The sequence below is a fragment of the Pseudomonas sp. BF-B-15 genome, assembly GCF_019946675.1.
GTDB lineage: Bacteria > Pseudomonadota > Gammaproteobacteria > Pseudomonadales > Pseudomonadaceae > Aquipseudomonas > Aquipseudomonas migulae.
Genome location: NZ_JAGYFZ010000110.1, coordinates 1 through 18,782 on the forward strand (window position 1 = coordinate 1; position 18,782 = coordinate 18,782).

The following is an 18,782-nucleotide window of genomic DNA, read 5'->3' on the forward strand; positions in this document are numbered from 1 at the left end:
CCACCACCCAGCAAATACAGCCCGGCAAAGAACAACGCCATCGCCGTGGCCCGCAGGCGAGGTTCGACCACGTCCTGGATGGCCGTGTAAACGCAGGTGTAGAAGTTATAGGCAAACAACCAGCCCAAACTGAACACCGCCACGAACACCCCGATCTCGATCCGCCCGGCATGCAACGCCCACGCGGTGCACACCGTCGAAACGATCAGGCTGAACGCCGCAAACAGCAGCCGACCATTGGCCACCCGCTGGTGAATCTTGTCCGCGACCCAGCCGCCCAACGTCAGGCCGAACAGCCCCGTCACACCAACGATCACACCGGTCGCCACCGCTGCTTCGTGCAATGGCATCTGGAAGTAGCGTTGCAACATCGGCACCAGGAAGGAGTTGCAGGCATAGGTCGCGAAGTTGAAACACAGCCCCGCCATCACCAGCCACAGAAAGGTCGGCACCGCCAGTACCCGGCGGATCGGTCGGTCCACACGCTCCTGCGAGACCTGCACACTTTCCGCTGCGCCGCGTTTCGGTTCCTTGATGAAAAACATGAAGACCGCCAGGATCAGCCCCGGCACCGCCGCGATGAAGAACGGCGCACGCCAGCTGTCGAACGCCTTGACCATCCAGCCGATGGTGAAGAACGCCAGCAGCAGGCCCAACGGCAGACCCAGCATGAAAATGCCCATCGCACGCGCACGGCGGTGGGCCGGGAACAGGTCGCCGATCAGCGAATTGGCGGCAGGTGCATAACTGGCCTCACCGATACCGATGCCCATGCGCACGATCAGGAAACTCCAGAAACTGCCCACCAGCCCGTTGACCGCTGTCAGCCCGCTCCAGGCCGCCAGCCCCCACCCCATCAACTTGGCGCGCGAACCGGTATCGGCCATCCGCCCCAGCGGCAGCCCGGCAATCGCATAGACAATGGTGAAGGCGGTACCGATGATGCCCAGCTGAAAGTCGCTGAGATGCCATTCCATACGGATCGGCTCGATGATGATGGCCGGAATGGTGCGATCGAAGAAGTTGAACAGATTGGCCAGGAACAGCAGGAACAGAATGCGCCAGGCATTCGCCGCTTGGGTCGAGTTCTGCATGGGTCCGTCTCTTTTTATTGTTTTTGGGGCATCACTGTCCCCGGAACCTGCAATCTAGTCAGGCCCGGTGCAACTGTCTGTAATTATTCGTAAGGCTGATATCAACCCATGGCGCCAGTGGAACCGGCTTGCAAGCGATGGCGATGCCACATTCAACATTCATGTGACTGATATACCGGTCGCATCGCCCGTCCCACAGTGGGTTGGTGGTGTTTTCCATGATCCGACCAACCGTTGAAAAATACCTCTGTGCCCCCCTTCCAAAGCCCGAGGCGAAGCCTAGAATAGCGGCCTTGTCTGCCACACCATGCCCCCATCCCTCCTTTGATTATCGCCCATGTCCGAAGCCAGTCCGTGTCTGAATTGCGGTGCCTGCTGTTCTCACTTTCGCGTGTCTTTTTTCTGGGGTGAATGCACCTCGGCCGGAGGTGTAGTGCCTGATGAACTGGTGGCGCCGATCAGCCCCAGCCGGGTGGCCATGCTCGGAACCGACTGCAAACCGACTCGTTGTGTCGGATTGGTCGGTGAAGTCGGCACCGCGGTGCAATGCTCGATTTACGACCAACGCTCCAGCACTTGCCGCGAGTTCGATGCTTCCTGGGCCAACGGCGAGGCGAATGTGGATTGCGATGCGGCACGAGCCGCCTTCGGGTTACCAGCGCTGCAACCCGATTTACCTTATGAGCAGATCGCCTGAGCCTTAGCCGTAAACGCTATAACGCTTATGCCAAAATCATTAGTGCCAATGTGCCATCACTGCTGACGCTCTTTGTATGACCTCTATACTCCAAAGCATTCGCCAGCGTGCATGGCGCGGGCCGGGACAAGACGGGGCATGCTATGGAGTGGCTTGGTTTGCATTTTTTTACCGAGCTGACCGCGAACGGGCAAGTTGTCCTCAATTGCACACATGATCCTTTTCTGGTGCTGCTGGCCTATCTGGTCGCCTGTGTGGGCGGCTTCGCCACGCTGGACATGGCCGAACGGGTCGGGCATTCGGAAAACCCGGCGTCACAACGGCTGTGGCGCTGGATCGGCGCCGGGTGCCTGGCCGGCGGCATCTGGGCCATGCACTTCATCGGCATGCTGGCGTTCCAGGCGCCGGTCGAGATTCAATACGAACTGCCCGTCACCCTTGCCTCCCTGCTGATTGCCCTGTTCGCCTCGTGGCTGGCGATGCACACCCTCAGTCATCCTCACCTGAGCATCCGGCAGTACATCCAGGCGGCCATTTGCATTGGCCTGGGCATCGCGATCATGCATTACGTGGGCATGGCGGCGATGCGTTCGAATGCGATGACGTATTACGAACCGGTGCTGTTCATCCTTTCCATCGTCATCGCCATTGGCGCCAGCCTCGCGGCACTGTTGCTGTCGAGTCGATTGCGCGAAGGCTCTGGCCTGCTCCATCAATTGGTCAAATTCAGCGCCAGCCTGGTGCTCGGGGCGGGCATTATCAGCATGCATTTCACCGGCATGGCCGCCTTCAGCCTGGTGCTGCCGACCGGCAGCCCGCTGACGTTGCCCGGTGACAACAATCACCTGCAACTGGGGCTGACGGTGGCGGTCATCACGCTGCTGATCATCGGCAGCAGCATCGGCGCAGCACTGGCGGACAAGAAACTGCAACACAAGGAACGCGACCTGCAACGGGTCAACACGCTGCTCGGCCAGCTGGATCAGGCGCGCATGTCGCTGCAAGAAGTGGCGAACTATGACGCCCTGACCAACCTGATCAACCGCCGCGGCTTCAACCAGATTTTCGCCGAGAAGCTGCTCCAGAAAACCGATGAAGGCGGCATGCTCGCGGTGATGTTTCTGGACATCGACCACTTCAAGCGGATCAACGACAGCCTCGGCCATGACGCCGGCGACGAATTGCTCAAAGTCCTGGCCCAGCACATCAAGGGTTCGGTACGCAGTCACGAAGATGTGGTGGCGCGTTTCGGTGGTGACGAATTCTGCCTCCTCATCAGCCTGCGTGAACGCGAGGAAGCACGGGCCATGGCCCAGCGCATCATGCTGAAGATGAAGGAACCGATCGAGCTGTCCGGGCGGCGCATGGTCATGACCACCAGCATCGGCATCAGCCTGTTTCCGGAGGATGGCACCACCTGCGAGGAATTGCTGAAACACGCCGACCTGGCGCTGTACCAGTCCAAGGGCGGCGGCCGCAACGGCCTGAATTTCTTCAGCCCGAACCTGAAAACCCGAGCCACGCTGGAGCTGCAACTCGAAGAGGAACTGCGCCACGCCCTGCATGAAAACACCGGGCTGATCCTGCATTACCAACCGATTTTCGACTTGCAAACCGCACAGGTCAGCAAGCTGGAAGCGCTGGTCCGCTGGCAACATCCGGTTCACGGGCTGCTGACACCAGACCGCTTCATTGCCATCGCCGAGGCCAACGGGTTGATTGCCGAGCTGGACAATTGGGTTCTGCGCAAAGCCTGCGAGGACCTGAGCGAGTTGTCACGTCAGGGCTACGAAGAACTGCACATCGCCGTCAACTGCTCGCCGCTGAACCTGGCGCGCGAAGACCTCGCCGATGAAATCGAACACGCGTTGCGGGTTGCCGGAGTGGCGCCGCAGCGACTGGAACTGGAAGTGACCGAGAACGCGCTGATGGTCAACATCGCCAATTCGCTGGTGTTGTTGCGCCAGATTCGCGCCCTCGGCGTGTCGCTGTCGATCGACGAATTCGGCACCGGTTATTCCTCCCTCGCCTACCTCAAGCGCCTGCCGCTCAACTCGCTGAAGATCGATCGCTCGTTCATCCAGGACATTCCCAAGTCGACTCAGGACATGGAAATCGTTCAGGCGATTATCGTCATGGCTCACACCCTGCATTTGCAGGTGATCACCGAAGGCGTCGAAACCCTTGAGCAATACGAGTTTCTCCAGCGCAACGGCTGCGATTTCGTCCAGGGCTACCTGCTCAGCCGCCCGGTGCCGCTGGCGGAACTGCGTCCGGTGCTGAGTGAAATCAACCAGCGCAAACACGGGCACATGATCAGTCCGCTGAGTCCGGTTCGCGGTACAGCTGCACCAGGGTCGACGGATCTTTTTCCAGGAATCCCTGGCTACCATGCAACCGCATCAATTGTGCGGCCAATCCGCTGATGGGCGTGGCCGAACCTTGCTCACGGGAAAATTTCACCGCGGTATCGAGGTCCTTGAGCAGCGTGCGCACGTGCCATTTCACCGGTTCAAAACGGCTTTCGGCCATTTGCGGGGCGAGGATCTGCAACGGCTTTGAATCGGCAAAACCGCCGGCGAGCGCTTCGGCAATCAGGCTGGCCTGCACACCGGAACGTTCGGCCAGCGCCACGACTTCGGCGATGACCAGCGCGTTACAGGCAACGATCATCTGATTGCAGGCCTTGGTCACCTGCCCCGCCCCGACCGCGCCCATATGAGTGACACGTTGGCCGAGGCTGAGCAGAACAGGCCTGACACGCTCAAGGTCCGCCGCTTCGCCGCCCACCATGATCGCCAGGCTCCCGGCCTCGGCGCCGATAACGCCCCCGGACACCGGAGCATCCAGCCAGCGCATGCCGGTCTGGCTGGCCAACTGCGCCGACATTTCCCGCGTCGCGGTGGGTTCCAGGCTGGAAAAATCCACCAGCAACTGGCCGCTTTTCCCACCTTCAGCCACTCCGCCCGGACCAAACACCACCTCGCGCACCACGGCCGTGTCGGCCAGGCACAACATCAGCACATCGGCGTGCCGACACAGCTCGGCAGGCGTGGCAACTTGTCGCGCACCCGCCTCGACCAGCGGAGCACATTTGGCCGGATTACGGTTCCATACAGTCAGCGAAAACCCCGCAGCCAGCAGGCGCCGGCACATCGGCAGGCCCATAAGGCCGATACCGGCAAAACCCAACGAAGGTAGGGTTGACATCATTTGGCCTCCTTTTTCATTAAAGATCGCCAAATATTGGCCGATTCATCATGACTAAGGAAAGGATTCCCCCGAGTGATGTTCAGGCCCAGTCCCTGACGCTTGGGCCCAATACGCGCTGAAAAAAGACGCGAGAACCCATCCGTGATGGCTTGACGACACGTTGTCGTCCAGCCAACCAGCCCAGGTACATGGCGCACAATGACTTCTAAAAACAATCCGGCCACTGCGATTTCCGATCTGACGCTGAGCCCCGCGGCGAACAGCCCCACGCCGTCGAAGCCATTGAGCCCCTCGCGCCCGTTGGCGACTCAGCAATACCTGTACTTCACCGAGACCAATACCGACCGCATCCTCGATAACCTCGACGGTCTGCGCGACATGGTGTTCCCGCGCCCGCCGCACCTGGAAGGCGATAACGAACAGCACAACGACCAGGAATTCCCGTCGGTGTGCCTGATCGGCCTCGGTCGCTGCGGCTCGAACATCGCGCTGGACGTCGCGGAGCTGGTGTACAACGCCCGCAAGTTCTACCTCAACGAATTCAACAACGAAGATCGCCTGTCGCCGGACAAGCGCTACGCCGAAAAGGGTTACAGCCCGGCCCAGTGGATCCGCAACAACCTGCGCCTGGGCCCGAACAAGGCGACCAAGCCGGTGTTCCTGGTCGAACCGCTGGTAATGCTCGGCGACCTGGACAAAGACATCGCCGGTCGCATCCGTTTCTCGCGCAAAGGCGAAAAAAGCGGCTTCCTGCGCGACTACAGCAAAATGAAGATCATGGACTTGTCGGAAGTCCACGCCGGTGGCGCCGGTAACGCGCCGATCCTCGGTCAGTACCTGGCCAAGATCATCCTGAACAAGGACACCCAGCGTTTCTCCAGCCCGGACTGGAAAATGATTCACTCGTACCTGATCGACAGCTGCGGCATCAAGGCCAACCAGTCGCGCCTGTACTTCTCGATCTTCAGTGCCGGCGGCGGTACCGGTTCGGGCATGGCATCGGAATTCGGCCTGGCCCAGCAGCACTCGTACATGAACAAGACGTTCGACACCAAGCCGATGGACGAGCACGACGGCAAAAGCGGTCATTCCTTCGTCTTCGAACCGATCTTTACCAGCGGCATCTGCGTACTGCCGAACATTTCCGATCACCGCAGTGAAATGTCCGAGGCGCTGCACATCAACGCCGGTCGCCTGCTGTGCAAATACCTCTCGGAAGAATGGGACTTCTCCTACAACTTCGCCAACGAAGACAGCAGCGAAGCCAGCGTCATGGGCCGTATCCGCCCATGGAACGCGATGATGCTGATTTCCAACGACATCATGCGTTATGCCGAAGAAAGCGATGACGGCAACATCCAGAACATCGACGTCAACGCGATGGAAAAGCACGCCAACCAATACATCTCGCAGCAGATCTTCAACATTCTGACGGCGCAGGCGGTCACGACTGACTACGACCAGAACTATTTCCGTCGCGCCGGCATCGACATCGGCGAAACCATTCGCCTCGACGCCAACGACCTGTTCATGAGCCTGGCCGGCCCGGTGGCGATTGCCTACGCAGAATCCGTAGTGCCGGAAACCCCGCCGCCAAGCAGTGACAAGTTCAAGGTGTTCGAGAAAGAGCCGCAGCGCCTGAACATCGATGACCTGTTCTTCCGCTCCATCGACCTGCCGCACTTCAACAAAGTGACCCAGGCGATTGAAGGCATCAGCCTGCTGCCGATCGAGTCCAAGCGCTATCGCGCCTCGCTGGAGCAGTACAAGAATTCCGGTTACGACGCGGCCGCGTTGCACGACCTGCACTTCTTCAAGAACTGCTCGTCGGTGGTGTCGATTGTTTCGCTGCCGAAAGACTACAAGCTGTCGTACATGGACCTGAACCGGTTGAAGACTCATCTCAACAGCCTGTTCCCGAACACCACGCTCAAGCGTTATGCGCTGGTGATCGGCGCGTCGGCCAACTTGTCGCTGACCACCTTGATCGCCAAGAGCCCGTGCCTGTCGGACGACTTCCTGACGCTGATCGTGGCCTTCATCAAGCGCTGCTTCGCGAAGAACCCGTACCGCTTCGACGACACGCTGGACAACTCGATCCTCGACTTCATCATCAACGAAGACTTCAACGAAGAGCTGATCGACGACTTGCTGAACGAGTTCGAGAACCCGGCGAAGATCCTCGATACCAACTGGTATGCGATCAAACCGATGTACGAGAAGAAGTACCGCGAGCTGATCAACGACAAGGAAAAATTTGTCTCGATCAATGACATTCGCCTGTCGCGCGATTGCGTGAAAAAGGCGATCAAGTACCTGCGCGAGATCTACCGTCACCGGATTGGCAAGACCAAGGTTATTTCGCTCAACAACCATACGGGAAAGACGTTTACCGTCTGATCTGATGCCGCTCCTCAGGCTTTTAGATTCAAGCTTGGGGGGCATATCCGTTTTTTGGGTGATGGCGGATATTGGTTTCGCCCTTACGGCGAGTTACTTGGAAAAGCGCCAAGTAACCAAGCGCTCTTGCCCCACCACTCGGCACCTCGCTCTGGCTCGGTGTGCCCTCACTCCGGCATTGCTCCGCGGGTCGCCGCGATGGGCCATCCCTGGCCCAGCGCGGCTAAACCGGCATCCTTGCCGGTTTCCCCGCTGCGCAATGCCTGCGTTCGGCCAGCGTGGTTAACGGGGCGCTTGCGATCAAAATCAAAAACGAGGCGGCCTTTGGGCCGACCGGGGCGTCAAGCGGGCGCGCTGCGCTTGTTTGACCGTGCTGACGCCGATCCCATGTAGGAGCGAGCCTGCTCGCGAAAAACGCCCAGCCACCGCGCACATTCAGGCAGCCCGCGTCATCGTTAACGTCCATCGCCAGCAAGCCGGCTCCTACAGGGGATTGGTGTACAAGTCCGGAATGAGTGTACGAAACAAAGAAGGACAACGCGGACCACCAAAGAGCCAGGTCGGCTTTAAGGCCGCCTCGCGCGGTGTTGATCTGGCTTTTGATTTTGATCTGCTTGCCCCATGGGGAGGCCGAGTGGAGGTTCTGCGCAGTGGGAAACCCGGCATGGATGCCGGGTTAGCCGCCCCCGGCCATGGATGGCCGATGGCGGCGGGCCCACGGAGCAGGACCGGAGCGAAGGTATGCCGAGCCTGGGCGAGGCACCGGACGAAAGGGGCAAGAGCGCTTGGTTACTTGCCGCTTTTTTGCAAGTGACTCGCCGTAAGGGCGAAACCATTAGCAGCCGTTACCGCAGCAATGGATATGTACACAACCCACGCCTCCCAGCCTGAATAGCCCCCCAAATCCAACATCCAGAAACAATTAAGCAGCCCATCGGCTGCTCAATAAACTGTGCCCGTTACGTTTACGTCACCGTTATGCCAACTCCGCCTGTGGCCTTTCTCTACGGCAACATGCCATCACGCTACTCGGCTACACACTTTTCCCCGGCGAAGCGACGCACACATTCGGTGCACAACTTCACTTCGTCGCCCTTTCCTGGATCAGAATCCACGGCGAAACCACCACTGCCCACAACTCCGGATCACGTTCGAAAAGATCCAGCGCCCGCGTTTCAGACAGCTTGGCGACCGTGTCGGCGGCCAGCCAGGCAGCCACTTTCGTCCCTTCGTCCGTCGCCACAGCCTCGGCCACCGCGATCAAATCCAGACCGGGATCGACCCACAATAGGGCACCCTTGGCGAAGAAGGGCTCCAGCTCCTTCCAGGTAATAGATGCGGTTTCACCAAGCAGCTTGGCATAGAGGGTGCTAGGTTCTTGAGTCATGGGTCCTGTCCGGAAAAGAAATCGACGTGGATGATAACGTCGGTGGTCAGGCAGAAAAACCCGGATGCAATTGAGTTACCGATTGAAAACTGCAGGAAAGCCAAGGATTGCTGAGAATTCAGCTACAACCCCCGCCGCAATTCTGTCTTTTTCTTTCAAAAAAGCGACACCCTCAGGTTTTGCCCCCCGGCGCTGCCTTCCCAGGCTAACAATCGGCGCTCTACACTGTACCGGTACAGTTGCCGGGGGCATTTTCCGGAGGATATTCGAAGATATCTGACCCGGTTCTGCTGCTACGGCGCCAGGACTATAAAAACTACAACAGTAAGAGTGGAGCACTATGACTAAGGCTACTAAGCAGATTTCCAAACTGTTTGCCGCTATGGTTCTGGCCGGGGTTGCCAGCCATTCGTTCGCAGCTGACACCATCAAGATCGGCATCGCCGGCCCTAAAACCGGCCCTGTAGCCCAATACGGCGACATGCAGTTCAGTGGCGCCAAAATGGCCATCGAACAGATCAACGCCAAGGGTGGCGTAGACGGCAAGAAACTCGAAGCCGTTGAATACGATGACGCCTGTGATCCAAAACAAGCTGTGGCTGTCGCGAACAAAGTCGTCAACGACGGCGTCAAGTTCGTAGTCGGTCACCTGTGCTCCAGCTCCACTCAACCGGCTTCGGACATCTACGAAGACGAAGGCGTGATCATGATCACCCCGGCTGCCACCAGCCCGGACATCACCAATCGCGGTTACAAAATGATCTTCCGTACCATCGGTCTGGACAGCGCCCAGGGCCCTGCCGCCGGTAACTACATTGCCGACTTCGTAAAACCGAAGATCGTTGCTGTCCTGCACGACAAACAGCAATACGGTGAAGGCATCGCCAGCGCCGTGAAGAAAACCCTGGAAGGCAAAGGCGTCAAGGTTGCCGTGTTCGAAGGCATCAACGCCGGCGACAAAGACTTCTCTTCGATGGTCTCCAAGCTCAAGCAAGCCAACGTCGACTTCGTCTACTACGGCGGCTACCACCCGGAGCTGGGTCTGATCCTGCGTCAATCCCAGGAAAAAGGCCTGAAAGCCAAGTTCATGGGTCCGGAAGGCGTGGGTAACGACTCCATTTCGCAGATCGCCAAGGAAGCTTCCGAAGGCCTGCTGGTGACCCTGCCGAAATCCTTCGACCAGGATCCTGCCAACATCGCCCTGGCTGACGCGTTCAAAGCGAAGAAAGAAGACCCGAGCGGTCCGTTCGTGTTCCCGGCCTACTCGGCGGTGACCGTAATTGCCGACGGTATCAAGGCTGCCAAGTCCGAAGACTCCGCCAAAGTGGCTGAAGCCATCCACAAAGGCACCTTCAAGACCCCTACCGGCGACCTGAGCTTCGACGAGAAGGGCGACCTGAAAGACTTCAAATTTGTGGTTTACGAGTGGCACTTCGGCAAACCAAAAACTGAAGCCAAGCCTCAGTAAGGCGTTGCCTGACTGACTGCCAATAAAGCCCACGGCGTGCCGTGGGCTTTGTTTTACGAACGTATTGGGCCGCGCTGGCGTGATCCGCCAGTCTCCCCACCTGAAAATCTCAAAACCGTCATCAGCGGTTCGCTGGCAAACCTCGCGTTCGAAGTGGATGCAGATCCACGGGGCTCGAGCGGGAAAATGACTCCACCAGTGAAATGCGTATCAGGTTTTTAGGAGCGCTGTAATGCCTGACATCTATCACTTCTTCCAACAGCTGGTTAATGGTCTGACCATTGGCAGCACGTATGCCCTGATCGCCATCGGCTATACGATGGTTTACGGCATCATTGGAATGATCAACTTCGCCCACGGCGAGGTGTACATGATCGGTTCCTACGTGGCGTTCATCGCCATTGCGGGCCTGTCCATGATGGGACTCGACAGTGTTCCGCTGTTGATGACCGCCGCTTTCCTCGCGACCATCGTCGTGACCAGTGCCTACGGTTACAGCATCGAACGGATCGCCTACCGCCCCTTGCGCGGCAGCAACCGTCTGATCCCGCTGATTTCCGCCATCGGCATGTCGATTTTCCTGCAGAACACGGTTCTGCTGGCGCAAGACTCCAAGGACAAATCCATCCCCAACCTGATCCCCGGCAACTTCGCCATCGGGCCAGGTGGCGCACATGAAGTGCTGATTTCCTACATGCAAATCGTGGTGTTCGTGGTGACCCTGATCGCCATGCTCGGCCTGACACTGTTCATCTCCCGCTCTCGCCTGGGTCGCGCCTGCCGCGCCTGTGCCGAAGACATCAAGATGGCCAACCTGCTGGGTATCAACACCAACAACATCATCGCCCTGACCTTCGTCATCGGTGCCGCACTGGCGGCCATCGCGGCCGTGCTGCTGAGCATGCAATATGGCGTGATCAACCCGAACGCCGGTTTCCTGGTCGGCCTCAAGGCCTTCACCGCAGCGGTACTGGGCGGTATCGGCAGCATCCCCGGCGCCATGCTCGGCGGGATCGTGCTTGGGGTGGCGGAAGCCTTCGGTGCCGATATCTTCGGCGACCAGTACAAGGACGTCGTTGCGTTCGGCCTATTGGTTCTGGTGTTGTTGTTCCGGCCTACCGGCCTGTTGGGCCGTCCGGAGGTTGAAAAAGTATGACTAGGAATCTTAAACAGGCGTTGTTCAGCGCCTTGCTGGTGTGGGCCGTTGCCTACCCGGTACTCGGTCTGAAGCTGACCATTGTCGGCATCAACCTCGAAGTCCATGGCACCAGCACTGCCACGCTGATCACCATCGCCGTGTGCTCGGTACTGATGTTCCTGCGGGTGCTGTTCGACCAGCAGATCAGCTCGGCCTGGAAATCCTCGCCCAACCTGCCGGTGATGCCGGCCAAGGCCAGTAATTTCCTGACCCTGCCGACCACCCAACGCTGGATCATCATCGCGCTGATCGTCGGCGCGCTGGTCTGGCCGTTCTTCGGTTCTCGCGGTGCGGTGGATATCGCCACGCTGGTGCTGATCTACGTGATGCTCGGCCTGGGCCTGAACATCGTGGTCGGCCTGGCCGGCCTGCTCGACCTCGGTTACGTCGGTTTCTATGCCGTCGGCGCCTACAGCTACGCGCTGCTGTCGCACTACTACGGCTTGAGCTTCTGGATCTGCCTGCCGATCGCCGGCCTGATGGCGGCCACTTTCGGCTTCCTGCTCGGTTTCCCGGTCCTGCGTCTGCGCGGTGACTACCTGGCGATCGTGACCCTGGGCTTCGGCGAAATCATCCGTCTGTTCCTGCGTAACCTGACCGACATCACCGGTGGCCCGAACGGCATCAGCAACATCGAGAAACCGACGTTCTTCGGCCTGACTTTCGAACGCAAAGCGGCCGAAGGCCTGCAGACGTTCCACGAGTACTTCGGCCTGGAATACAACTCGATCAACAAGGTGATCTTTCTTTACCTGGTCGCGCTGTTCCTCGCGCTGTTTGCGCTGTTCGTCATCAACCGCTTGCTGCGCATGCCCCTGGGCCGCGCCTGGGAAGCGTTGCGTGAAGACGAAATCGCCTGCCGTGCACTGGGCCTGAACCCGACGATCATCAAGCTCTCGGCTTTCACCCTCGGCGCGTGCTTCGCCGGTTTCGCGGGCAGCTTCTTCGCTGCGCGTCAGGGCCTGGTCACACCGGAGTCCTTCACCTTCATCGAGTCGGCGACCATCCTCGCCATCGTGGTGCTGGGTGGCATGGGCTCGCAACTGGGTGTCGTACTCGCCGCCACGGTGATGATCCTGTTGCCGGAAATGATGCGTGAGTTCAGTGAATACCGCATGTTGATGTTCGGCGCCTTGATGGTGCTGATGATGATCTGGCGTCCTCAAGGTCTGCTGCCCATGCAACGTCCTCACATGGAGCTGCGCAAATGAGCCGCGAGATCCTTAAAGTCGAAAACCTGAGCATGCGCTTCGGCGGCTTGCTGGCCGTCAATGGCGTAGCCCTGAGCGTGAAAGAGAAACAGGTCGTGGCACTGATCGGCCCCAACGGCGCCGGCAAGACCACCGTGTTCAACTGCCTGACCGGTTTCTACAAGCCGAGCGGCGGCAGCATCATGCTGGACGGCGAGCCGATCGAAGGCCTGCCCGGCCACAAGATCGCCCTCAAAGGCGTGGTGCGTACCTTCCAGAACGTGCGGCTGTTCAAGGACATGACGGCGGTCGAGAACCTCTTGATCGCCCAGCACCGTCACCTGAACACCAACTTCCTGGCGGGCCTGTTCAAGACCCCGGGCTTCCGCAAAAGCGAACGCGAAGCCATGGAGTTCGCCGAGTACTGGCTGGACAAGGTCAACCTCAAGGCATTCGCCAACCGTCCGGCCGGCACCCTGGCCTACGGTCAGCAACGTCGCCTGGAAATCGCCCGCTGCATGATGACCCGCCCGCGGATCCTCATGCTCGACGAACCGGCTGCCGGCCTGAACCCGAAGGAAACCGAGGATCTCAAGGCGCTGATCAGCATGCTGCGTGAAGAGCACAACGTCACCGTGCTGCTGATCGAACACGACATGAAACTGGTCATGAGCATTTCCGACCACATCGTCGTGATCAACCAGGGCACGCCTCTGGCCGACGGTACGCCGGAACAGATCCGCGACAATCCTGAAGTGATCAAAGCCTACCTGGGGGAAGCGTAAATGCTGCAATTCGAAAACGTTTCCACCTTCTACGGCAAGATCCAGGCGCTGCACAGCGTCAACGTCGAAGTCCGTCAGGGCGAGATCGTGACCCTGATCGGTGCCAACGGCGCCGGCAAGTCGACCCTGCTGATGACCCTCTGCGGTTCGCCGCAAGCCCACAGCGGCAGCATCCGCTACATGGGCGAAGAGCTCGTCGGCCAGAGTTCGTCGCAGATCATGCGCAAGAGCATCGCCGTCGTACCGGAAGGTCGTCGGGTGTTTGCTCGCCTGACCGTGGAAGAAAACCTCTCCATGGGTGGCTTCTTCACTGAAAAAGGCGATTACCAGGAACAGATGGACAAGGTCCTCGGACTTTTCCCACGCCTGAAAGAGCGTTTCAATCAGCGCGGCGGCACCATGTCCGGCGGCGAACAGCAAATGCTCGCCATCGGCCGTGCGCTGATGAGCAAGCCAAAGCTGCTGCTGCTCGACGAGCCTTCGCTGGGTCTGGCGCCGATCATCATCCAGCAGATCTTCGACATCATCGAACAGCTGCGCAAGGATGGCGTGACGGTGTTCCTGGTCGAGCAAAACGCCAACCAGGCGCTGAAAATCGCTGACCGCGCGTACGTTCTGGAGAACGGCCGCGTGGTGATGCAAGGCACCGGTGAAGCACTGCTGACCGACCCGAAAGTGCGCGAAGCGTACCTCGGTGGTTAAGCGTTTGCGGTAAACAAAAAACGGCCTTCGGGCCGTTTTTTTGTGCCGGGCAGAATTCAGACAACACCGAAAATCCCCTGTAGGAGCCGGCTTGCCGGCGATAGCGGAGTATCAGTCAACCTCTCTGTAGAATGTTAAACCGCGATCGCCGGCAAGCCGGCTCCTACAGGGTTTTGCATGATCATTAGAGCCGATCCAACGCCTCCCCACTGCGCTTGAACCAGCCAATCAAGTAATCCGCCAGCACCTGCGTGCGCTTGGGTAACCCACCCTGATACGGGTGCACCAAATACATCGGCATGCGACGCGTCTGATAATCGCGCAGGAGCCAGCGCAAACGGCCGTCAGCCAATTCCGCCTGCAACAGGTAGGACGGCAGACGCGCAATGCCGGCGCCCGCCAGCGCGGCTTTTTTGAGCAGGCTGTAATGATTGCTGGCGAACGGCCCCGACACACGCACCCGCAATAATTCGTGCTGTTGGTGATACAGCCATTCTTCGCGGCCGCTGTAGTGGCTGTTGAGCAAACACTGGTGCTCAGCCAGGGACTGTGGGGTCAGCGGTTCGCCGTGTTGCTCAAGGTAAGCCGGGCTGGCGCAGGTCAGTTCGTGCCAGGCCAACAGCGGTCGCGCCACCAGACGCTCGTCATTGCCGACGTCGGAGCGAACCGCCAGATCAAAACCGTCGCGGGACAAGTCACGGTAATTGTTGCTGAGGTCGAGCTCGATCTGCACCTGCGGGTACTTGTGGGAAAACTCCAGCAGCAAGCCATCGAAGAAGGTTTCTCCCAACGATACCGGAACCGTCATACGCACCGGCCCTGCCATATCGTCCTTCAACCGCGCCAATGCCTGACGCGCCCGTTCCACTTGCACCACCAGCGCCTGGGCTTGCGGCAACAGCGCCGCCCCCGCCGCCGTCAGGCTCAAGCGGCGGGTGGTGCGTTGCAGCAGCACCACGGAAAACCGCGTCTCCAACAGGCTGATGCGCTTGGACAACTGGCCTTTGCTGCAACCCAGTTGTTGCGCCGCCAAGGTGAAACTGCCCGCTTCAATCAACACCGCAAACGCCGCCAGATCATCCATCTCGCTCATGGATTGTTTCCATTAGAAAACCAAAGGTTGCCTATTAGCGCGCTTATCCACAGAAAAAACCACTCTAGACTGAAGCCACTTTCAACACACATGAGGATAAACAACATGAAAATTCTTTTGATTGGCGCAGGCGGCACCATTGGTTCGGCGATCGACAAGGAGTTGTCCGAGCGTCACGAGGTCATCCGCATCGGTCGCAACAGCGGCGACTTCCAAGTGGATATCAGCGACAGCTCCTCGATTCGCAAACTGTTCGAACAGACCGGCAAGTTCGACGCACTGGTTTGCGCGGCGGGCAACGTGACCTTCGCACCACTGAACGAAATGACCGCCGACAGTTTCACCCTCGGCCTGAACGACAAGCTGATGGGCCAGGTCAATCTGCTGCTGATCGGTCGCGAATTCGCCAATGACGGCGCATCGTTCACCTTCACCACCGGCGTGCTCAGCCACGACCCGATCCGCAGCGGTGCTTCGGCCGCACTGGTCAACGGTGCCATCGACAGCTTCGTGCGTGCCGCCGCGATCGAACTGCCGCGCGGCCTGCGGGTGAACTCGGTGAGCCCGAATGTCCTGGTTGAAGCCATGGGCAAATACGCGCCGTACTTCCGCGGCTTCAAACCGGTTCCGGCTGTCGATGTGGCACTGGCCTACGCCAAAAGCGTAGAAGGCCTGCAAACCGGTCAGACCTTTCACGTCGGCTGAACAACACAATCCGTAGGAGCACGGCTTGCCGGCGAAGGCGTCCGTAAGATCGCCTTCGCCAGCAAGCTGTGCTCCTACAGGTGGACCAACACACCTCGGCGGGGTTGTGATGAACGGTCAGGCTGCGTAACGTGGCGGCTCTTGTCTGGAGAGCCAAAGATGCGTGTTGCCCGTTCCTTAGTCCTTGTTGCCGTGCTTCCACTGTTCGCGGCCTGTCAGTTGTTCGATGGCCCGCGTGAAAGTGCCTCCCACGTGGGCCAGACCCGAATGCAGGGTCAGTTGACGGCGGCCGACGGCAAGCTGTTGTTCCAGCCGTGCAATGAGCAGCGCAGTTTCGTGGTCAACGACACCGGCGGCACCAGCGTCCTGCAAGAGGCCGCAAGCCTCGCCAATGCCCAGGGCAAGCTGTTCGCTGACGTTCGCGGGCGGATCGTCGACAGCCGCCTCGATCTGGAGCAGCTGTACCGCGTCGAGCGCTCGGGCACCGCCTGCGGCGATCCGAATTTCAAACCGTTGATCCTGCGCGCCGCCGGCCACGGGCCCGAGTGGAACGTCAAGGTCAGTGGCAAAGGCATGGTCGTCGACCGTGCGGGCCAACCGCCCCTGGCCGTCCCTTATGTTGAAGAGCAACTGGGCGATGGCCGCTTCAACCTCAGCACCGAAGCCAATAACCAGCACATCGAACTGTGGGTCGCGCCGCAACGTTGCGTCGACAGCAGCACCGGCAGTGTTCAACACATGAGCGCCGAACTGCGCATTGATGGCCAGGTTCAGCGTGGTTGCGGGTATTTCGGCGGATCGCGCGACGACTGATCGTTTAAGCCTCACGGGACTCGGCTTTTGGGGCTTATAATCGCCGCCTTCAAACGCCTTGGCGCAGTTGTGCGCCCCGCGAACCGGATCCCGTCATGTTACGAATCACTGAACTCAAGCTGCCGATCGACCATCCCGAAGAAGACCTGCGCCCTGCCATCGTGCAGCGCCTGGGCATCGCCAGTGATGACCTGCTCGATTTCACCTTGTTCAAGCGCAGCTACGATGCGCGCAAAAAATCCTCCGAACTGTGCTTCATCTACACCATCGACCTCACCGCGAAGGATGAGGCGGCGTTGCTGCACAAGTTCGCCGATGACCGCAACGTCAACGTGGCGCCGGATGTCAGCTACAAAGTGGTCGGCCAGGCGCCGGCCGATCTGCAGCAACGCCCGGTTGTCGTAGGTTTCGGGCCGTGCGGGATTTTCGCCGGGCTGCTGCTCGCGCAAATGGGCTTCAAGCCGATCATCCTCGAGCGCGGCACCGAAGTGCGCCAGCGCACCAAGGACACCTGGGGCCTGTGGCGTAAAAGCGTGCTCAACCCCGAGTCCAACGTGCAATTTGGTGAAGGCGGCGCGGGGACTTTCTCCGACGGCAAGCTCTACAGCCAGATCAAGGACCCGAAGTTCATCGGGCGCAAAGTCCTGCATGAGTTCGTCAAAGCCGGCGCGCCGGAAGAAATCCTCTACGTCAGCAAACCGCACATCGGTACGTTCCGTCTGACGGGCGTTGTGGAAAACATGCGCGAGCAGATCCGTGCACTGGGCGGCGAAGTACGCTTCCAGCAGCGCGTCACCGACGTGTTGATCGAGGACGGTCAATTGGTTGGCGTCGAGCTCAACGGCGGCGAACAGATCCATTCGAAGCACGTGATTCTGGCCCTCGGCCACAGCGCCCGCGACACCTTCCGCATGCTCCACGGTCGTGGCGTGTTCATGGAAGCCAAGCCGTTTTCGGTGGGTTTCCGTATCGAACACCCACAGTCGCTGATCGACCGCGCGCGCCTGGGCAAGTACGCCGGCCACCCGAAACTGGGTGCCGCCGACTACAAACTGGTGCACCACGCCAAGAACGGTCGCTCGGTCTACAGCTTCTGCATGTGCCCGGGCGGTACGGTGGTCGCGGCCACCTCCGAGCCGAATCGCGTCGTGACCAACGGCATGAGCCAGTATTCGCGTAACGAGCGCAACGCCAACTCCGGGATCGTCGTCGGGATCACCCCGGAAGTCGATTATCCGGGCGGCCCGCTGGCCGGTATCGAGTTGCAGGAGCGCCTGGAATCCCACGCCTTTGTGCTGGGTGGCAGCAACTACGAAGCGCCGGCACAGCTGGTGGGCGATTTCATCGCGGGCAAACCATCCACCGAGCTGGGCAGCGTTGAACCGTCCTACAAGCCCGGTGTTGCGCTGGGTGATTTGGCGCTGGCCTTGCCGGCATTCGCCATCGAAGCCATTCGCGAAGCCTTGCCGGCGTTCGAGAAGCAGATTCGCGGCTACTCGCTGCATGACGCGGTGTTGACCGGGATCGAGACGCGTACGTCGTCACCGTTGCGGATCACCCGTAACGAGTTGATGCAGAGCCTGAACGTCAAGGGTTTGTTCCCGGCGGGTGAAGGTGCGGGTTATGCGGGCGGGATTCTGTCGGCGGGTGTCGATGGCATTCGCATCGCTGAAGCCGTGGCTCGCGACATCCTCGGCCTGGAAGCCTGACCGGCAATTTCTGAAACAATGCAGAACCCTGTGGGAGCGAGCCTGCTCGCGATGACGGCTGAACATTCAACTGAGATGTTGACTGGTCTACCGCTATCGCGAGCAGGCTCGCTCCCACATTGGATTTCGGTGTGTCAGATGTTGGCGCGCAGCACGGTCGCTGGAAGCGGCTCGCCGCGCTCGACACTCGCTGCCACCGCCGCCATCAACCCACTCAACTCATACCCCTGCGCCTTGAGCCAGGCCTGATCGTAATAACTGGTCTCATAGCGCTCGCCGCCATCGCACAGAATCGCCACGATCGACCCCGTTTCCCCCGCCGCCACCA

General features: G+C 59.6%; 15 protein-coding genes and 1 pseudogene. 11 read left to right on the forward strand and 5 right to left on the reverse strand.

The features are described from left to right. A partial coding sequence (locus tag KGA97_RS25215; protein ID WP_223481712.1) for a spinster family MFS transporter occupies positions 1–1,094 on the reverse strand: 1,094 nt, incomplete at its 3' end. 337 nt (positions 1,095–1,431) lie between these two features. Between KGA97_RS25215 and KGA97_RS25220 the strand changes: the two genes are divergently transcribed. Together KGA97_RS25220 and KGA97_RS25225 are read left to right on the forward strand one after the other, a co-directional pair. Then, positions 1,432–1,791, forward strand: coding sequence for a YkgJ family cysteine cluster protein (locus tag KGA97_RS25220; RefSeq protein ID WP_032829148.1), 360 nt, complete (start codon positions 1,432–1,434; stop codon positions 1,789–1,791). A 143-nt stretch (positions 1,792–1,934) separates the two neighbouring features. Continuing rightward, the gene (locus KGA97_RS25225; protein WP_223481713.1) at positions 1,935–4,217 is read left to right on the forward strand and encodes a putative bifunctional diguanylate cyclase/phosphodiesterase; all 2,283 of its coding nucleotides are present in this window, start codon (positions 1,935–1,937) and stop codon (positions 4,215–4,217) included. On the opposite strand, the gene KGA97_RS25230 is transcribed toward KGA97_RS25225, so the two are convergent. Continuing rightward, positions 4,108–5,004, reverse strand: a complete 897-nt coding sequence (locus KGA97_RS25230; RefSeq protein WP_192228641.1) for an NAD(P)-dependent oxidoreductase — start codon at positions 5,002–5,004, stop codon at positions 4,108–4,110. The genes KGA97_RS25225 and KGA97_RS25230 overlap by 110 nt on opposite strands. A gap of 198 nt (positions 5,005–5,202) precedes the next feature. Between KGA97_RS25230 and KGA97_RS25235 the strand changes: the two genes are divergently transcribed. Beyond that, complete coding sequence (locus tag KGA97_RS25235) at positions 5,203–7,404, forward strand: hypothetical protein (protein ID WP_008034213.1); 2,202 nt, start codon at positions 5,203–5,205, stop codon at positions 7,402–7,404. A gap of 1,081 nt (positions 7,405–8,485) precedes the next feature. Here KGA97_RS25235 and KGA97_RS25240 read toward each other — a convergent pair. Then, positions 8,486–8,791: a DUF2288 domain-containing protein gene (locus KGA97_RS25240; protein WP_008043547.1), complete on the reverse strand. Its 306-nt coding sequence runs from the start codon at positions 8,789–8,791 to the stop codon at positions 8,486–8,488. A 340-nt stretch (positions 8,792–9,131) separates the two neighbouring features. Here KGA97_RS25240 and KGA97_RS25245 point away from each other — a divergent pair, with 340 nt between their 5' ends. The 5 genes from KGA97_RS25245 to KGA97_RS25265 all read left to right on the forward strand — a co-directional run bounded on the left by KGA97_RS25245 (position 9,132) and on the right by KGA97_RS25265 (position 14,134). Continuing rightward, positions 9,132–10,259, forward strand: coding sequence for a branched-chain amino acid ABC transporter substrate-binding protein (locus tag KGA97_RS25245; protein ID WP_223437626.1), 1,128 nt, complete (start codon positions 9,132–9,134; stop codon positions 10,257–10,259). A gap of 232 nt (positions 10,260–10,491) precedes the next feature. Further along, the gene (gene livH / locus KGA97_RS25250; RefSeq protein ID WP_008034378.1) at positions 10,492–11,415 is read left to right on the forward strand and encodes a high-affinity branched-chain amino acid ABC transporter permease LivH; all 924 of its coding nucleotides are present in this window, start codon (positions 10,492–10,494) and stop codon (positions 11,413–11,415) included. Continuing rightward, positions 11,412–12,668, forward strand: a complete 1,257-nt coding sequence (locus KGA97_RS25255; protein WP_008034379.1) for a high-affinity branched-chain amino acid ABC transporter permease LivM — start codon at positions 11,412–11,414, stop codon at positions 12,666–12,668. Before livH ends, KGA97_RS25255 begins: the two co-directional genes overlap by 4 nt. Then, positions 12,665–13,432 carry a high-affinity branched-chain amino acid ABC transporter ATP-binding protein LivG gene (gene livG, locus KGA97_RS25260; RefSeq protein ID WP_008034380.1) on the forward strand — a complete coding sequence of 256 codons (768 nt, stop codon included), beginning with the start codon at positions 12,665–12,667 and terminating at the stop codon, positions 13,430–13,432. The genes KGA97_RS25255 and livG overlap by 4 nt, the downstream gene beginning before the upstream one ends. After that, complete coding sequence (locus KGA97_RS25265) at positions 13,433–14,134, forward strand: ABC transporter ATP-binding protein (RefSeq protein ID WP_008034381.1); 702 nt, start codon at positions 13,433–13,435, stop codon at positions 14,132–14,134. Positions 14,135–14,318: 184 nt separating this feature from the next. Here the strand turns inward: KGA97_RS25265 and KGA97_RS25270 are convergent, their stop codons facing one another. Then, entirely contained in the window at positions 14,319–15,227 is a 909-nt protein-coding gene (locus tag KGA97_RS25270; RefSeq protein WP_008034383.1) for a LysR family transcriptional regulator, read from the reverse strand. A 105-nt stretch (positions 15,228–15,332) separates the two neighbouring features. Between KGA97_RS25270 and KGA97_RS25275 the strand changes: the two genes are divergently transcribed. The 3 genes from KGA97_RS25275 (at position 15,333) to KGA97_RS25285 (ending at position 18,454) form a co-directional block, all read left to right on the forward strand. Then, positions 15,333–15,932 (forward strand): short chain dehydrogenase, encoded by a 600-nt coding sequence (locus KGA97_RS25275; protein ID WP_223481714.1) that lies wholly within the window; start codon positions 15,333–15,335, stop codon positions 15,930–15,932. Positions 15,933–16,091: 159 nt separating this feature from the next. Beyond that, positions 16,092–16,745, forward strand: a complete 654-nt coding sequence (locus KGA97_RS25280; RefSeq protein ID WP_192228638.1) for a COG3650 family protein — start codon at positions 16,092–16,094, stop codon at positions 16,743–16,745. 95 nt (positions 16,746–16,840) lie between these two features. Continuing rightward, on the forward strand, positions 16,841–18,454 hold the full coding sequence (locus tag KGA97_RS25285; RefSeq protein WP_223481715.1) for an NAD(P)/FAD-dependent oxidoreductase: 1,614 nt from the start codon (positions 16,841–16,843) through the stop codon (positions 18,452–18,454). Between the two features lie 134 nt (positions 18,455–18,588). On the opposite strand, the pseudogene KGA97_RS25290 reads toward KGA97_RS25285, so the two are convergent. Further along, a pseudogene (locus KGA97_RS25290) lies at positions 18,589–18,782 on the reverse strand (PLP-dependent cysteine synthase family protein); the annotation flags it as partial.

Coding starts and splice junctions, on each gene's coding strand:
- KGA97_RS25220 (WP_032829148.1), top strand. CDS start 1,432: ATGTCCGAAGCCAGTCCGTGTCTGAATTGCGGTGCCTGCTGTTCTCAC.
- KGA97_RS25225 (WP_223481713.1), top strand. CDS start 1,935: ATGGAGTGGCTTGGTTTGCATTTTTTTACCGAGCTGACCGCGAACGGG.
- KGA97_RS25230 (WP_192228641.1), bottom strand. CDS start 5,004: ATGATGTCAACCCTACCTTCGTTGGGTTTTGCCGGTATCGGCCTTATG.
- KGA97_RS25235 (WP_008034213.1), top strand. CDS start 5,203: ATGACTTCTAAAAACAATCCGGCCACTGCGATTTCCGATCTGACGCTG.
- KGA97_RS25240 (WP_008043547.1), bottom strand. CDS start 8,791: ATGACTCAAGAACCTAGCACCCTCTATGCCAAGCTGCTTGGTGAAACC.
- KGA97_RS25245 (WP_223437626.1), top strand. CDS start 9,132: ATGACTAAGGCTACTAAGCAGATTTCCAAACTGTTTGCCGCTATGGTT.
- livH (WP_008034378.1), top strand. CDS start 10,492: ATGCCTGACATCTATCACTTCTTCCAACAGCTGGTTAATGGTCTGACC.
- KGA97_RS25255 (WP_008034379.1), top strand. CDS start 11,412: ATGACTAGGAATCTTAAACAGGCGTTGTTCAGCGCCTTGCTGGTGTGG.
- livG (WP_008034380.1), top strand. CDS start 12,665: ATGAGCCGCGAGATCCTTAAAGTCGAAAACCTGAGCATGCGCTTCGGC.
- KGA97_RS25265 (WP_008034381.1), top strand. CDS start 13,433: ATGCTGCAATTCGAAAACGTTTCCACCTTCTACGGCAAGATCCAGGCG.
- KGA97_RS25270 (WP_008034383.1), bottom strand. CDS start 15,227: ATGAGCGAGATGGATGATCTGGCGGCGTTTGCGGTGTTGATTGAAGCG.
- KGA97_RS25275 (WP_223481714.1), top strand. CDS start 15,333: ATGAAAATTCTTTTGATTGGCGCAGGCGGCACCATTGGTTCGGCGATC.
- KGA97_RS25280 (WP_192228638.1), top strand. CDS start 16,092: ATGCGTGTTGCCCGTTCCTTAGTCCTTGTTGCCGTGCTTCCACTGTTC.
- KGA97_RS25285 (WP_223481715.1), top strand. CDS start 16,841: ATGTTACGAATCACTGAACTCAAGCTGCCGATCGACCATCCCGAAGAA.